General features: G+C 58.3%; 16 protein-coding genes. 11 read left to right on the plus strand and 5 right to left on the minus strand.

Translation table 11 applies throughout. The features are described from left to right. Window positions 1-25: 25 nt before the first annotated feature. Window positions 26-1459, plus strand: a complete 1434-nt coding sequence (locus ACIX8_RS25440; protein ID WP_014264040.1) for a hypothetical protein — start codon at window positions 26-28, stop codon at window positions 1457-1459. Between the two features lie 369 nt (window positions 1460-1828). Here ACIX8_RS25440 and ACIX8_RS04025 read toward each other — a convergent pair whose 3' ends face one another. Further along, window positions 1829-2134 (minus strand): hypothetical protein, encoded by a 306-nt coding sequence (locus ACIX8_RS04025; protein ID WP_014264041.1) that lies wholly within the window; start codon window positions 2132-2134, stop codon window positions 1829-1831. 7 nt (window positions 2135-2141) lie between these two features. On the opposite strand from ACIX8_RS04025, the gene ACIX8_RS04030 reads away from it, so the two are divergent. The 7 genes from ACIX8_RS04030 (at window position 2142) to ACIX8_RS04060 (ending at window position 7532) form a co-directional block, all read left to right on the plus strand. Beyond that, the gene (locus ACIX8_RS04030; RefSeq protein ID WP_014264042.1) at window positions 2142-2723 is read left to right on the plus strand and encodes an anthranilate synthase component II; all 582 of its coding nucleotides are present in this window, start codon (window positions 2142-2144) and stop codon (window positions 2721-2723) included. A gap of 39 nt (window positions 2724-2762) precedes the next feature. Further along, window positions 2763-3698 (plus strand): nuclease, encoded by a 936-nt coding sequence (locus ACIX8_RS04035; protein ID WP_150110484.1) that lies wholly within the window; start codon window positions 2763-2765, stop codon window positions 3696-3698. A gap of 297 nt (window positions 3699-3995) precedes the next feature. Then, window positions 3996-4556 (plus strand): elongation factor P, encoded by a 561-nt coding sequence (efp, locus tag ACIX8_RS04040; protein WP_014264044.1) that lies wholly within the window; start codon window positions 3996-3998, stop codon window positions 4554-4556. 18 nt (window positions 4557-4574) lie between these two features. Beyond that, a complete protein-coding gene (locus ACIX8_RS04045; RefSeq protein ID WP_014264045.1) occupies window positions 4575-4856 on the plus strand; it encodes an acylphosphatase in 282 nt (93 codons plus the stop codon). Window positions 4857-4863: 7 nt separating this feature from the next. Then, on the plus strand, window positions 4864-5403 hold the full coding sequence (locus ACIX8_RS04050) for an adenine phosphoribosyltransferase (protein ID WP_014264046.1): 540 nt from the start codon (window positions 4864-4866) through the stop codon (window positions 5401-5403). A gap of 6 nt (window positions 5404-5409) precedes the next feature. Beyond that, window positions 5410-6426: an energy transducer TonB gene (locus ACIX8_RS24335; protein ID WP_014264047.1), complete on the plus strand. Its 1017-nt coding sequence runs from the start codon at window positions 5410-5412 to the stop codon at window positions 6424-6426. Window positions 6427-6488: 62 nt separating this feature from the next. Beyond that, window positions 6489-7532 carry an NAD(P)-dependent alcohol dehydrogenase gene (locus ACIX8_RS04060; protein ID WP_014264048.1) on the plus strand — a complete coding sequence of 348 codons (1044 nt, stop codon included), beginning with the start codon at window positions 6489-6491 and terminating at the stop codon, window positions 7530-7532. A gap of 74 nt (window positions 7533-7606) precedes the next feature. On the opposite strand, the gene ACIX8_RS04065 is transcribed toward ACIX8_RS04060, so the two are convergent. Then, window positions 7607-8770, minus strand: coding sequence for a lactonase family protein (locus ACIX8_RS04065; protein WP_014264049.1), 1164 nt, complete (start codon window positions 8768-8770; stop codon window positions 7607-7609). A gap of 52 nt (window positions 8771-8822) precedes the next feature. Then, complete coding sequence (locus ACIX8_RS04070) at window positions 8823-9269, minus strand: hypothetical protein (RefSeq protein WP_014264050.1); 447 nt, start codon at window positions 9267-9269, stop codon at window positions 8823-8825. A 210-nt stretch (window positions 9270-9479) separates the two neighbouring features. Between ACIX8_RS04070 and ACIX8_RS04075 the strand changes: the two genes are divergently transcribed. The 3 genes from ACIX8_RS04075 (at window position 9480) to ACIX8_RS04085 (ending at window position 12105) form a co-directional block, all read left to right on the plus strand. Continuing rightward, window positions 9480-10640 carry a DUF481 domain-containing protein gene (locus ACIX8_RS04075; protein WP_014264051.1) on the plus strand — a complete coding sequence of 387 codons (1161 nt, stop codon included), beginning with the start codon at window positions 9480-9482 and terminating at the stop codon, window positions 10638-10640. A 407-nt stretch (window positions 10641-11047) separates the two neighbouring features. Then, on the plus strand, window positions 11048-11794 hold the full coding sequence (locus tag ACIX8_RS04080; protein WP_014264052.1) for a hypothetical protein: 747 nt from the start codon (window positions 11048-11050) through the stop codon (window positions 11792-11794). Between the two features lie 50 nt (window positions 11795-11844). Next, window positions 11845-12105, plus strand: a complete 261-nt coding sequence (locus ACIX8_RS04085) for a hypothetical protein (RefSeq protein WP_223295460.1) — start codon at window positions 11845-11847, stop codon at window positions 12103-12105. 468 nt (window positions 12106-12573) lie between these two features. On the opposite strand, the gene ACIX8_RS04090 is transcribed toward ACIX8_RS04085, so the two are convergent. Both ACIX8_RS04090 and ACIX8_RS04095 read right to left on the minus strand, forming a co-directional pair. Further along, a complete protein-coding gene (locus ACIX8_RS04090; RefSeq protein ID WP_014264054.1) occupies window positions 12574-13350 on the minus strand; it encodes an SDR family NAD(P)-dependent oxidoreductase in 777 nt (258 codons plus the stop codon). Window positions 13351-13605: 255 nt separating this feature from the next. Then, window positions 13606-14352 carry a DUF6624 domain-containing protein gene (locus ACIX8_RS04095; protein ID WP_014264055.1) on the minus strand — a complete coding sequence of 249 codons (747 nt, stop codon included), beginning with the start codon at window positions 14350-14352 and terminating at the stop codon, window positions 13606-13608. Between the last annotated feature and the right edge of the window lie 142 nt (window positions 14353-14494).

The following is a 14494-nucleotide window of genomic DNA, read 5'->3' on the forward strand; positions in this document are numbered from 1 at the left end:
AGCGGCACGAGTACGAGAGGAATGAATGAGCGCCAACCACTCGCCTGTGCCCGCCGAGACTTTACCGGGACAACGCAAGCGGCACATCTTCGCGATCTTCTTTGCTGCTATCGGCCTGTGTTGGCCGGCGTTCCTCAATCGCTATCCGCTGCTGTATCCGGACTCCATCACGTATATCGGTGATGGCCGTGCTATCGCTGCTGCCCTTTTCCTGCATCGCTTCGGGCACTTCGGCTGGCAGCGCTCGGCTTTCTATAGCCTTGGCATTCTGCCGCTCCATTGGAATCGCTCGCCGTGGCCCATCGTCGGGCTTCACGCGCTGCTTACGGCCTGGGTGTTGTGGCTTGTGGTGCGTTCGATCGTTTCGCGAGGGCGCACTCGCAGTTACCTGTTGATCGTCTGCTTTCTCAGCGCGCTCAGTAGCGTCGCCTGGTTTGCCAGCTTTGTTGTGCCGGATATCCTTGGCCCCGCGCTGTATCTCTCGATCTATCTGCTGGTCTTCGCGCGTGAGACGTTGTCGCGCACCGAGCGTTGGCTGCTGGCGGCGCTCGTTTGGTGGGGGTGTCTCGCGCACTCCACGCATTTGCTGCTGGGAGTGTGCGTGTGCGTGCTTCTGGGGGGATTGCTCGTGTTGAGCCGGAGAGCTCGAATGCGGTTTTGGAGAGGAACGGCGCAGGTGAGTGCGATCGTTGTGCTCGCTGTCGCTTCGCAACTGGCGCTCAATCTTTTTCTGTTTGGAAGACTCTCGCTCGACGCCGGACGTCCGCCGCTGCTGATGGCTCGCGTGATCGCGGATGGTCCCGGCCGTCTGTACCTGGAGCAGAATTGTCCGCACCTGCCTTGGAGCATCTGCAAGCACGTCGCTAACCTGCCGGAATCCGAGGACGATTTTCTCTGGCTGCCGACGGGCATCTTTTCCGGTGCCACCGAGGCGGAGAAGCAACAGCTCAGGAGGGAGGAGATGCCGCTGGTGCTCGCTACCGTGCGTGCGTTTCCGCGGGAACAACTACGGGCCTCTTTGAAGAATGCATGGCAACAACTGCTCTACTTCGAGATTGCCGATTTTGGGAATAGTTCGTGGATGGAGAGCTCGTTGAATAGGGTGATGCCCGGGGCGGAAGCGAGCTATCGGCGTTCGCTGCAGTCGCGTAATGAGGTGCCTTCGGATTTCTTTTCGGATCTGGCGGAGTGGACGGTAGGGGGCTCGCTGCTGGTTGTCGTTGGCATGATGCCGCTGTTGTGGCGGTGGAGGGCCTGGCGGCTGTGTGGCATGGCTTTGATCGTTCTGCCAGTGATTGGGTTGAATGCCGTTCTTACGGGGGCGCTGTCGGGGATTGATGCCCGATATCAGGCTCGGGTAGTGTGGCTGGTGCCGTTGCTGGCGGTGATGGTGGTGGTGTGGGGGATGGAGCGGTATTGGGTGGGGCGTCGCGCGGCATCATCTAAGGGTGTTCGGTAGGGCGCTGGAAGGCGTGACCTATCGATAGGTGCCTGCTTTCTGATGTGATTACCTTGGCTTTTGCTTTTCTGGTTGTCATTCCGAGCGCAGCGAGCGAACCTGCTGTCTCCCGCTCTTTGCCAGTGTCTGCACAAACGATAGGCGTTAGTTCAGCTAAGCTAGGCTCACATATTTTCTGGGTGGTACGAACGAAAAACGGGAGACAGCAGGTTCGCTCGCTGCGCTCGGAATGACAACCAGAAAAGCAAAAGCAAAAGCAAAAGCAGATTCCCTGCGGGAATGACAAACCAGAAAGGCAAAGACAAGAACCCGCACGCCAGCAGAAGCCTTCGCTGCACTGGTTCGTATCGGTTCTATCTGATGTTCGCGCTAATCCGCTTCGTCTTGATGCAGCGCCCAGCAGATGCCGCCGATGATCTGCGCTACGCCAATAACGCGCGTCAGCGTAGGGCGGTTGGAGAGATCGCCCATCAGGGAGTGCCACAGCTTGGGACCGGTCTTCCAGGCCCTGGCGTCGTTCCTTGGGTTCACGATCGCCATGACGCCGTCGCCGATCAGAACCATCGCCGCAAAGTGTTTTGCCCGTTTTGGATCGCCTAGAAACATACTCAGTAAGAGCGCATCGGCCCTTCGTCCGTTGCCCGCAGCCGCCGCAATGCCGCTTCGCGCTACCATAAAGACTATGGTCTTCGTTCTCGACAACTACGACTCCTTTACTTACAACCTCGTGCAGTACATGGGCGAGCTGGGTGCCGAGGTGGTCGTGCGCCGCAATGATGAACTGACGCCGGAAGAGGTTGTTGCGATGAAGCCGGAGCGCATCCTGCTCTCGCCCGGCCCGTGCACGCCGCAGGATGCCGGAATTCTCATCCCGCTGATCCAGCACCTGGCGACGCTTCCGAAGAAGCAGCAGATTCCGGTGCTCGGCGTCTGCCTGGGGCATCAGGCCATTGGCGCGGCGTTTGGCGGCGAGGTGGTTCGTGCGCCGCAGCTCATGCACGGCAAGACCAGCGCCATCGAGCATGATGGCCGCACCTTGTTTCGCGGCATCCCGCAGCCGATGACCTGCACGCGCTATCACTCGCTGATCGTGGCGGAGGACTCCCTGCCCGATGAGCTAGAGGTCTCTGCGCGGGTTGCCGGCGAGTCGATGATCATGGCGCTGCGCCATCGCACGCTGCCGATCGAAGGGGTGCAGTTCCATCCGGAGAGCGTGCTGACCGATCACGGCAAGCAGCTCATCGCTAACTTCCTGAAGCAATAGGGCCTTTCTTTTTTCGTTCCCGAAGGGAATCTGCTTGTGATGCCGTTGACTAAGCAAAGCTTCATTCTCATGGCCGGAGTCGCAATGCTGAGCCTTCCTGCTGTCGCCCCTGCGGTGGCCCAGGATGTCCCGCAGAGCATGGGGTCGGTTGCGACCCATGATGCCCTGGTTACAGGTGGCCTCGAGGTTCGGGGGGAGAAGGCGAACCTGGTCTCGAACGCCTCCATTACGGCCTACGATCGCACGGCTCCGATTAGCCTCCAGAGGGGCGGTGAGGTTCTGGTGTGTTCGACCAGCCAGTTTCACCTGCTGCATAGCGGGAGCGGGGAGTCGCTGCTGTTCGGGCTCGATCGCGGTTCGATCGAGATTCACTCGCCCTCGCAGTCGCAGGACGTCATTCTGACGCCGGATCTGCGATTCACGCTGGTGACCCAGGGCAATCTCGATCTCCGCATCCGGGTCACGGGTAATGGCGATACATGCGTGGACAATGCCGGTGCCAAGGCTCCCGAGCTGCAGATCTCCGATGTGTTTTCGAGTGAGAGCTACCGGCTGACGGCGGGGCAGCATGTGCTGTTCGAGCACGGCAGCCTGCGCGAGGTGGTCGATCGCGAGAGCTCGTCTTGTGGCTGCCCGGAAGCGGTGCTGCCCGTTACTGAGGTCGCCGCGGCTTCGTCCGGAGGCTCTACACCGGCTGCGGTGGCTGCCCAGAACCCGTTTCCCACGGCGGTGAGCCAGGGGCTTGCGCCGCCTCCACCCCCTGCAAACTCTGCCCCGGTAGGAGTGGAGCATGTGCAGGTTTCGGACTCTCTCTCCTATAACGCAGGTCAGACGACCGCGGTTGCCGCCCCCGCGGCCCCACCGGTGAAGGCGGTGCCGGTCTCTATGGAGCCTCCGCCCTCTCCGCCGGGTGCCGGTGAGATCTTCCACGCGGTGGGGCGGTTCTTTCATAAGCTCTTCCACCCGGGGAGTTGATGGGCGGGGAATCGCCTTTGGTTTTTAGTATGTCGGGCGTATGTGTCGGGGGATTGAAGAGGCGGGCTATTGTGCCGTTGCCGATAGGTCGCCCCTTCAGGGCTCGGAGTTCTAATTGCCTGTAACCCAGGGCTACGCCCTGGGCTGGTATGACGTCGCCCCTTCGGGGCTTGGAGCAGTCGCCTGCTCCACCTCTACACCTCCAGGGGAATGCTCCAGCTGTCGCTGAGCTACAATCAAAAGGTTGGGCTGCGATCAACGCATGCCCCCAATCCACCGTATTTCAGGAGTTTTTCTATGGCGATTCCCGCCACGCAGATGCGCCCCGGCATGATTATCAAGTTCAAGGACGAGCTTCACCTCGTCTTCTCCGTAGAGCACCGCACCCCGGGAAATCTGCGCGCTTTCATCCAGGCCAAGCTGCGTAACGTCCGCACTGGCGGCATGTTCGTCGAGCGCTTCCGTTCGCCCGACCCCATCGAGCGCGTCATCGTCGACGAGATCAAGATGGAGTACCTCTACAACGACGGCGACGACTACTACTTCATGGACCAGCAAACGTTTGAGCAGACCAACCTGAAGCGCGAGACGCTCGGCGATGCCGTCGAATACCTCACGCCGAACCTGCTGATCTCCGTCAGCATTCATGACGGCAAGCCGGTCGGAATCGAACTGCCGACCTCGGTCGAGATGACGGTCGTCGAGACGGAGCCAGGCATCAAGTCCGCGACGGCCAGCTCGGTGACGAAGCCCGCCAAGATGGAGACGGGCCTTGTGGTGCAGGTGCCGCCGTTCATCAACGAAGGCGAGAAGATCCGCGTCGACACGGCTGAAGGCGCTTACATGAGCCGCGCGTAGTCTCGGAGCCTATCCCCGATGGTTGTCCACTTTCTCATCCGCGGGCGTGTGCAGGGCGTCGGCTTTCGCTGGTTCGTTCACCGCGAAGCCGCCGAGCTCGGCCTGCGCGGCTGGGTGCGCAATACCGATACCGGCGAGGTTGAAATCGTCGCCGCAGGCGATGCGGAGACGCTTGAAGATCTCCGCGTCGAGCTGCGCAAGGGCTCGCGCGGAAGCCGCGTCGATGCCATCGTCGAACACGAACTGGCCGAGAGCGAAGGTGAGTCGCTCGGAGCGTTTCAAATTGAAGGAGCCTGGTAAATACCGCATGTCTCAACCGATTAATTGTGAGCCGCTCAAGGCACTCGTCCGTGGTGTTCCCGATTTTCCCAAGCCCGGTATCCTCTTTTACGACATCACCACGCTGCTCAAGGACCAGACCGGCTTTGCTCAGCTGATCGATGCGTTTGCGCAGTACTACATCGACAAGCATGTGGATCTCGTCCTCGGTATCGAGGCGCGCGGCTTCATCTTTGGCCCGGCGCTGGCCTATCGTCTGAACGCGGGATTTGTGCCTGTGCGCAAGCCCGGCAAGCTACCCGCAGAGACCGCGACCATCAAGTATGACCTCGAGTACGGCTCGGACTCGCTGCAGATCCACAAGGATGCGATCCAGCCCGGACAGCGCGTCATCATCGTCGATGACCTGCTGGCTACCGGCGGCACGATGCTGGCCACGACGCAGTTGGTGAAGCAGCTTGGCGGCGAGATCGTGGGTCTGACGGTGGCGATCGAGTTGGACTTCCTGAAGGGACGGGCCAAGTTCCCGGATATGGATGTGTTCAGTCTCATGCACTATGACGAATAGAGGTCTATGCGTGCTTATTGCTTCACTGGTGTCATTTTTGCTTTGCTGTTTCCCGGGATGATTGCGCAGAGCTCTGCGCAATCGCCTGATCCACATCAGCGTTTCGATCAGTTGGTCGCTGCGACCTCTCTGGATAGAGAAGGCCAGCATCCATGGCATCTCCGCATGTCTTTCGACCTCTATGACCTGGAGGGAAAAAAGAAAGAGAGCGGTACGGCAGAAGAATGGTGGGTCTCTCCAAAGAGTCATCGATTGGTTATCACTAGTCCTTCTTTCAACGAGACAATTCCATCCGCGAAGAATGAGCCGGCGACTATAAACCGCGAGGCCTATTTAGTTCACAACCTGCTGGATCAGGCCATCCATCCTATTCCTCACTTTGGTGGGCCTACGAATTTAAAGGTGGAGGAAAAACCTTACACCGTTGGCAAAGTAAAGTTATCCTGCCTTGTCGTCACGTCATCCGTTGCTAAGGATAAAAAGGAGTCGGCACAGGCTAAACCCATCAATTCACAGTTCTGCACTGAGCCTGATCGTAATGTGCTCCGCATCCGCTTTGATGACGGTTATGGTCTTGAGATTGTTCGCAACCGTTTGGCGAATTTTCTGAATACTTCAGTGGCCCTGGAGAACGGTGTTTCGTACGGGAAGTTGGCGATTACGGGGCATGTCGATGTTCTTGAAACCTACGATCCTGTAAAGACGCCTGTTGAGCTCGAGACCTCTTCCAGAGAGCCTGAGAGGATTTCGGGTCTGGTCATTGCAGGGCATTCTTTGAGTAAAACTGTTCCCTCATACCCACAATATGCCCGCGATCAGCATATAAGTGGGACTGTAGTCCTCTGCGCTATTATTTCGAAGCAAGGAACGATTAGTTCGCTGGATGTTGTTGCCAGTCCTGATCCATCGCTTTCCCAATCTTCTCTCGAAGCTGTCAAGCACTGGACCTATTCGCCTTATCTTCTAGATGGGGTTCCAACTGAAATCGACACGACTATTACAGTGAATTACGCACTTCGATAACGTAACGTCTCGAATCTGCATTTCATTCCAAACATCCAATCGCTAAGGAGATCTTTACCCCAATGATTAAGACTCATGGCTATGCAGCCCAGTCCTCTACTACTCCTCTTGCGCCTTTCGACTACGAACACCGTAGCCCTGGCCCCAAAGACGTTCATATCTCCGTCGATTTCTGTGGCATCTGCCACTCCGATATTCACCAGGCCCGCAATGAGTGGGGCAATTCGCTTTATCCCATGGTTCCCGGTCATGAAGTACTCGGCACCGTCAAAGCTGTTGGCTCTGAGGTGACGAAGTTCAAGGTTGGCGATCTGGCTGCCATTGGCTGCATGGTCGACTCCTGTCGCGTCTGCGAGAGCTGCAAGGCTGGCGAGGAGCAGTACTGTAACAACCAAGCAACGGTGTTTACGTACAACTCGCGGGACAAGCAGGGCAACCTGACCTTCGGCGGCTACGGCAACAACATCGTTGCGGACGAGAGCTTCGTCCTCAAGGTGCCGGCGAATCTTGATCCCGCCGCAACCGCGCCGCTGCTCTGCGCGGGTATCACTACTTACTCGCCGCTGAAGCACTGGAATGCAGGACCTGGAAAGAAGGTTGGCGTTGTTGGACTGGGCGGGCTGGGCCACATGGCGCTCAAGTTCTCGCACGCCTTTGGAGCCCACACGGTGCAGTTCACGACCTCGGCCTCGAAGGTGGAGGACGCGAAGAAGCTCGGCGCGGATGAGGTCATTCTGACCAAGGAGGAAGGCTGGGCGGCCAAGCATGCGGGTAGCTTCGATCTCATTATCGACTGCGTCTCTGCGGACCATGATGTGAACAGCTATCTGAACCTGCTCAAGCGCGACGGTGTGCTCTGCACGGTCGGCGCGCCGGAAGATCCGATCAAGATCGCGGCGTTCTCGATCCTGGGCCGCAAGACTCTCACCGGTTCCATGATCGGTGGGATCGCCGAGACCCAGGAGATGCTCGACTTCTGCAGCAAGCACAACATCGTCTCCGACATCGAGATGGCCAGCTTCGACAATCTGGAAGAGGTCTGGGATCGCGTTGTCAAAGGCGATGTGAAGTACCGCTTCGTGCTCGACCTCAAGACGTTGAACTAACGCAATTCGATTGCACATAAGAACGCCCCGCTTATTCAGGCGGGGCGTTCTTGTGTGGCGTTAGAACTCCTGGCTTATATCCACTGCACAAACATGGGAGTGTCTGCGGCGAAGGTCTTGGGGGTCTCGCTGAGGCGTCCGGTTTTTGCGTCGTGTGCGAACACGGTCACGCTTCCGGGGGCAGTCTGGTTGCAGCTGACGAGCCATTTGCGGGTCGGGTCGAAGGCGATGATGCGGGGAATCTTGCCACCGCAGCTCAGCCGCTGTTGTTCGGTCAGCAGTCCTGAGGTTGCATCCACGCGGTAGACGATGATCTCGTCCACTCCGCGGGAGCAGGTGTAGACGAAACGGCCATCGTCGCCGACGATAATCTCGCAGCCGGAGTTGCCGGCGAGAGAGGTTCCAGGCGTGAGCGTGAAGACTGTGCTGCCTTCGCGCAGCTTCATCGATGCCGTATGTTTGTGCGCGCTCCAGTCGTAGAGGTCGATGGTCGCGTCGAGTTCGTGGACGCAGTAGACCCACTTTCCATTCGGGTGGAAGGCCACGTGCCGCGGTCCGGAGCCGACGCGTGCCTGCACCCGTGTCGGCACGCCCAGCGGAGCTTTCTTGCCCGGCGAGATGGGGAAGACTTCAATCGCGTCTTCCCCGAGATTGCATACCAGCAGGAACTTGTTGTCGGGCGAGACGGTGGTGCAATGCAGATGGGCGGCTTCCTGCCGGTCCGTTACGGGGCCGAGTACGCCGCAGGAGGGGTTGTTGCGGCAGTCGAGTCCGCCTGCGTCGCTGATCTCTCCTGCGGAGCCCAGCGTGTAGGCCGACATGCTTCCGCCGCCGTAGTTCGCGACGAAGGCGGTCTTGCCGGTGTGGTCTACCGATACGTAGCAGGGACCGTTGCCATGGGAGCTTACCCGTTGTACGAGTTCCACGGTTCCCTGGGCTGCGTTGACGCGAAAGCTGGAGAGGCTGCCATCGCCTTTGGCTGCTTCGTTCGCGGCATAGAGCAGGGGCCGCTTCGGATGCATCGCCAGGAAGGTGGGGCGTTCAGTTGCGACCGCGAGTTCTATGGCGCCAAGTTCGCCGGTGGCTGCATTCCAGGGCGCGCGGTAGATCCCTTTTCCGTCGCCGGTTCCGAGGAGGACCCAGCGGGGTTCGGTTGACGATTGCGCAAAGCTCCGCAACGCGAAGGGAAGGGCGGCGGAGGCGACGAGGAACTGGCGGCGTGTGGATTTGGTGAGCATGGGCAGCAGCTCCTCCGCGATGGAATGGCAGTGCGAATAGAAGAAGCTACAGCTAGATTGTCTCGGCCACGGTGTGCGGTTCGCCGGGGAGTTTGAAGTCGAGTTCGGACGGATGCGTGTCCTGGTTGATGACAGGCAGGCTGGGCAGGTTGTCGGTGCGGCCGGCCTCTTTCACCACGGCTGCGGCGTGGTCCAGGACCTCGTCCACCGTCATGGTGTACATCTCGCGGCCGTTGTCGTAGCCGCTTTCGATGGCGTGCTTGAGATAGCGTCCGGCGATCTGCGCGGCAAGGTAGTCAGTGATGACCTTGCCGTTGCGGCGCTTCTGTTCGACCCATGCCATGTTGGGCATGGCGACCCAGAGGGGACGGCCATTCACGGCGAAGCGAATGTCGGTTGCGTCAGCATGGCGCGTCGCGATGGCGACGACGGTGCCCTTCCAGACACAGTGCTGAGGTTCTCCAGTCCAACGGTCGGTTGCTACGAAGTCTTCATACATGGCCTTCTCAGGTTAGAGCATTTCTCCTGTTCCTGTAACCCGGATAAATTTCGGAGTTCGTTTTTCAGAAGAAATGGCAGTTTTTAGCGCGCAACGGCGGGGGAAACGGTCGAGTTGGTGGGGTGCGGACCGGGACGCGGTAGCGGCAATGACACTTGGAGAAGAGCCGACCGACGTTTATCCTAAGTGGCTAAAGGAGACGAACCCCCCTTGCGTCGATTCCCGGTCCTCTTTTCTGCTGCAATCCTCGGTTTATCCGGCCTGATCCAGGCCCAGGCCCAGACCCCCGCACCTAAGCCCACCCCCGATGTGTTGGTCTTCTCCAATGGCGACCAGCTGACAGGTAAGCTTGAACGCGTTGCCGGCGGCAATGCCGTCTTCAAAAGCGATATGGCTGGGGAGCTCACGATCTCCCTTGACAAGGTGAAGGAGCTGCGGTCCGGCGCGAAGTTCGCCCTGCTTCGCAAAGGCGTTCCGGTTACGAAGGCAGACGCCCCGACCGGAACCGTGGATATGGCGGGCGGCAATGTGGTGCTGACAAATCCCGGACATGAGCCCGATACCGTTGCGACCAAGGATGTCAATTACCTGATCGACAAGGACTCTTTCGACAGACAGATTGCGCGCAAGACGAAGTTCCTGCAAGGCTGGAATGGCACCGTCACCGGCGGCGCCACGGTGGTGCGCGCTACAGACAACGGGACCACGTTTACGGCGGCCGTCAACCTCATTCGGGCGACCCCCGTGGTGCCTTACCTTCCGCCGGATACGCGTACGACCGTTAACGTTGCGGAGAGCTACGGCAAGCTGACTACGCCGGTGATTCCGCCGACCGATCCACCCACGCCAGCTTCGGTCGCCAAGACGAGCATCTTCCATACCGATGCCGAACACGACAAGTATTTCAGCCCACGTTTCTATGCTTTGGCCGATCTCTCTTTCGATCACAACTTCTCGCAGGGCCTGCAGTTCCAGCAGGTCTACGGTGGCGGTGTCGGCTGGACAGCCATCCAGAAACCCAAGCAGCAGCTTGATCTCAAGGTCGATCTGCACTACGAGACGCAGCAGTTCATTCAGCAAGTGGGCGTTCCCAACGTTCCCAATGTGAACCTCATCGGTTCGACCTTTGCGGAGACGTATCACTACAACCTTCCGCACGGCATCCTCTTTACCGAGACCGGCGATGTCCTGCCGGGTTGGAATGACATGTCGGCGTACTCGGCGAATGGGACCGCGACGCTGGCTCTGCCGGTCTACAAGCGTCTGAGCGCCTCGTTCTCGACCACCGACAACTTCATCAATAACCCCCCGCCGTTCAATAAAAAGAACTCTTACCAGTTCGTCACCGGCGTCACGTACACCCTGCACTAGAGGCTGCTGCAATACTCGCAAGGAATGGCGGAAGGGCGTGGCTGAGGCCATGCCCTTCCGTTTTAGAGAAAAGGTGCAGAGGCTTCCGAGCGAGAGGGAGTATTGAAAGTACGATCCACAGAGCCATGGTGATATCGATAGATCGCGCTTACAGCGCTCTGCATCCTATGGCACTTTTACCCAGGGCTATGCCCTGGGCTGTTATGGGGTCGCCACTCCGGGGCTTGGAGGAGTCGCCTGTTTTCACTGAACTACCCTCCATTTGGGGCTTTCATGCCTTTGTGCTCCAAGGGATTCCCTACGTGAACCAATCCTGCGAATGGACGCCCTCTCTGCCCTCCAGAGATGTTCTAATGAAGGGATGCGGGCTTTCCTAGCCTGTGAGTGTTTCCAGGAGTTTGAGATCGATGTGTGATGTGCGGAAGTCTGTAGTGCGTTTGATGGTGATGGGGTTGGCAGCCGGGTTGTTCTCCGGAGTTTTGACTACGGCGAATGCCCAAACGAATAAGCAACAGCAGCAACGTCACGCTCGCCGCGAGACGAATGCCAGCCGTCAGGCCCGCATCCAGCGCACCATCGATTACACGTACTCGCATCGCTGGGAGGTCTTCGGTGGCGGCGGCTACCTGCGCTTCAGCAGCGGCGACCTGACCAAGAAGCTCAACGAAGTAAGCTGGGCAACGGCGGCCAACTACTATCTGAACCCCAAGTTCGCTATCGTGGGCGACGCCCGCGGCTCCTTCGGCAATGCGAAACCGCTCGATTTCAACAACAATATCAATCTCGCAGTTCACAATCCTCAGATCAACGAGTACACCTTCATGGGAGGCGGAAGCTACCGCTTCTATGCCCAGGAGAAGTACGCTCTTAGCGTGGAGGGACTCGGCGGCGTGGGCTGGGGTATCTTCGGCGGTGGTGCCAAGGGCTTCACCGGTCCCCAGGTCGGCTTCTGGCAGGACGGATTCAAGCCTGCTTTCTCGATCGGCCTCAATGCGGATTACAACGTCTATCCGAATATTGCTGTCCGTGTGACGCCTACCTATGTTCTGACTGACTTTTCTTCTCTGGACGTAACAACCAATAAGAGTTCTGGCAAAATCCAGAACAATTTCGGGTTCAATGCCGGAGTTGTTTATCGCTTTGGACGCCGGTAGGGAAACCGGCGAATTTCGGTTCTGGTAAGTTCGCAGCGTAAAATAGATTTATGTCTAAAGGCTGGGAATCGAAGAGTGTCGAAGAACAGCAGGCGGAGGCTGTGATGCCCAAGGCCGCCCGCCCAGAGGATGACCCTGCGGTCAAGGCTGCCGAAGCGGATCGCAAGCGCCGTATCCAGGCCCTGGAGATGACGCGCGAGCGGGTTCTTTCGGAGCGCACATCGAGCCCGCATCGTCGCAGTGCGTTGGAGCTTGCACTGGCGACGATCGAGCGCGAGTTGGAGCAGTTGGGCTGGTCGATTAAGCTTTAGGGTGTGGCTTCAGTTTTTTGTTTTACGTCTGCCCGCAGAAGCGTCACCCTGAGCGAAGCGTCCCGGTCCTTGGGGACGCGGAGTCGAAGCACCCCGAAGCTTGCAGCCCTGCCCATGTCCTTCGCACCTTTTCTACCTCAAGCGCCTGAGCCTGGATTTTCGTGCTGGAAACGATCCCAGCATCATGGGGAGATGAAGTCCCTCGGGGTCCTTCGACTGCGCACCTCGCAAAAAGCGCGAGGCGCTTCGCTCAGGATGACGATTCTGTGGGAAATATGTGATTCGTAGGTGCCGGGCAAGATTCTTGCATACGGTAGAGTTTGGGCTCGCTCCGGAAGCATTCCCTCGGCGGCTAAAGCCACTGCATGCAGCGACTTCTAGCGGCGGGGCTGAAGCCCGCCCTTTCAAAGCCCCCCGTTTCAAAACCCTACCGTTTCAAAACCCTGCCCCTTTCAAAGCACGGCTGGCTTAGCTCTTCCGTGTGAGAACGAATGGGTTGGCCTGGGAGACGCATGTCAGCACAACCGTCTGGATACCTACATGGGCTGGCCGGGTTGCGGCCCACGCGATCGCGTCGGCGATGTCTTCCGGCTGGAGCGGATCGATGTTCTGATAGGTCTTTGCCGCCCGCTCTTCATCTCCGCGGAAACGCACCTTGCTGAAGTCCGTCTCCACCATGCCAGGATCGATGGACGTCACGCGTACCGGCGTTCCGTTCAGGTCGAGGCGCAGGCCATCGCTGATGAAGCGTTCCGCGGCTTTCGTCGCGCAGTACACGCCGCCGTTAGGATAGGCCATATGCCCGGCGATCGACCCGAGGTTGATGACGTGTCCGCTGCCGCGCTGGACCATGCCGGGAACGACGATGCGGGTCACGTAGAGCAGCCCCTTGACGTTGGTGTCGATCATCTCCTCCCAGTTCTGAATGTCGTCCTCGTAGAGCTTGTTCAGCCCACGGCTGAGGCCGGCGTTGTTGACCAGGATGTCGATCTCGCTCCAGGAATCGGGCAGGGTCTGGAAGGCCATCTCCACGGCGTTGCGGCTCTGGACGTCGAGCTCAAAGCTGAAGACAGAGGCCGCGCCCGCCGCGAGTAGGCTGGGTTCCATCGTGTGCAGCAGGTCGCGCCGGCGAGCGCAGAGCAGAAGCCGCGCTCCAAGTTTTGCAAACTCCATGGCCGTTGCCGCGCCGATACCGGCGCTTGCGCCAGTGATCAGGACTACCTTGTTTTTTAGCGAAATGCCCAAACGAACCTCCCAGGCTTGTTCATCGGATGGATGCAGACCGAAGGATTCGCGGTCTGTGTGTCTTTATTAGTTTGTACGATTTTGCGGATATTTACTTCGTGCTCCGTGGTCTGTTGCTGCTCCTTAAAGATGACCTGGTGGTCAGCCCATTAGAAATGTCAGTATAAGTGCTTCTTGTTATGAGTAGCAGCGGACTATGGAAGGGGGAGACTGGACAATTTCGTTGTCCGGTCTTCAGCGTTTCCTGCCGGACCGTCATTTCGGGGATACGTCCGATGAAGCATTGGAGCTGTTGGGAGGGATAGTTTCGTTGCTGACTGGGATGTTGTATGCCGCGTAGAGCATCTGTTTATATACCTCTATGGGGGGAAGCATTGAATCAGTGCGTCGTGCGTCCAGCGTTGCAGGCTGTTCTACCGCATACATCGCTATATGCCCAGGAGTGAACTTAAACTGAGTTCCATACATTTGCAGCTTGCCGGATGCGACAAGTTCCTTATCGATCAGTAGCGCCAGCTGTGAGTTGTCGATCTTGCTCGCAGAGGCAAGTTTTTCGAGTGAGGGGAGCATCTGAAGTTGCCATGCGCGATCTTCTGAGTGGGTCAGAATTAGCATGGCTGCATGCGAAGCATCGAAGCCTACAAGATGAATGGTAGGCCAACCGGCGCGGGCGACAATCTCCTTCAGCTCAGATGTCAGCTTTACATCGGTAGCATGAAGTTGTGTCACATCGGGTTGTTTGCCCGCGACTTTTGCTGCCTGGACGACTTCCGTCCGGATTTTTTGATCGGCGTCCCCCATGTCCAGCAATTGAGCACGCAGAGAAGAATCTATACCAGGACCATTGAGATCGATGAGTTGTTGGTGACGATGGCCGATAGCATCCATCCAGGCGGATGTTTCAACTTCCTGGCTACTGCTTGTGGGCGTTGGCGCAGTGGCTTGAGCGTGGCCGACGTTTGTGATCGAGGTGAATAGCAAAAGCAGGCAGACTACCTTCATGATGTGATCCTTTTCTCTTCTAGACGATTACACGTAATGCATGGAAGTAGCTCTAATCTCTGGAGATCCACGATTGTCATTTAGGTTGAAGTCCAATAGCAATCAACAGAAGGATGAAGCCCAGTGTACATAGCACAGGAGC

Origin of the sequence: Granulicella mallensis MP5ACTX8 (assembly GCF_000178955.2) — a bacterium.
GTDB lineage: Bacteria > Acidobacteriota > Terriglobia > Terriglobales > Acidobacteriaceae > Granulicella > Granulicella mallensis.

Coding starts and splice junctions, on each gene's coding strand:
- ACIX8_RS25440 (WP_014264040.1), top strand. CDS start 26: ATGAGCGCCAACCACTCGCCTGTGCCCGCCGAGACTTTACCGGGACAA.
- ACIX8_RS04025 (WP_014264041.1), bottom strand. CDS start 2,134: ATGGTAGCGCGAAGCGGCATTGCGGCGGCTGCGGGCAACGGACGAAGG.
- ACIX8_RS04030 (WP_014264042.1), top strand. CDS start 2,142: ATGGTCTTCGTTCTCGACAACTACGACTCCTTTACTTACAACCTCGTG.
- ACIX8_RS04035 (WP_150110484.1), top strand. CDS start 2,763: ATGCCGTTGACTAAGCAAAGCTTCATTCTCATGGCCGGAGTCGCAATG.
- efp (WP_014264044.1), top strand. CDS start 3,996: ATGGCGATTCCCGCCACGCAGATGCGCCCCGGCATGATTATCAAGTTC.
- ACIX8_RS04045 (WP_014264045.1), top strand. CDS start 4,575: ATGGTTGTCCACTTTCTCATCCGCGGGCGTGTGCAGGGCGTCGGCTTT.
- ACIX8_RS04050 (WP_014264046.1), top strand. CDS start 4,864: ATGTCTCAACCGATTAATTGTGAGCCGCTCAAGGCACTCGTCCGTGGT.
- ACIX8_RS24335 (WP_014264047.1), top strand. CDS start 5,410: ATGCGTGCTTATTGCTTCACTGGTGTCATTTTTGCTTTGCTGTTTCCC.
- ACIX8_RS04060 (WP_014264048.1), top strand. CDS start 6,489: ATGATTAAGACTCATGGCTATGCAGCCCAGTCCTCTACTACTCCTCTT.
- ACIX8_RS04065 (WP_014264049.1), bottom strand. CDS start 8,770: ATGCTCACCAAATCCACACGCCGCCAGTTCCTCGTCGCCTCCGCCGCC.
- ACIX8_RS04070 (WP_014264050.1), bottom strand. CDS start 9,269: ATGTATGAAGACTTCGTAGCAACCGACCGTTGGACTGGAGAACCTCAG.
- ACIX8_RS04080 (WP_014264052.1), top strand. CDS start 11,048: ATGTGTGATGTGCGGAAGTCTGTAGTGCGTTTGATGGTGATGGGGTTG.
- ACIX8_RS04085 (WP_223295460.1), top strand. CDS start 11,845: ATGTCTAAAGGCTGGGAATCGAAGAGTGTCGAAGAACAGCAGGCGGAG.
- ACIX8_RS04095 (WP_014264055.1), bottom strand. CDS start 14,352: ATGAAGGTAGTCTGCCTGCTTTTGCTATTCACCTCGATCACAAACGTC.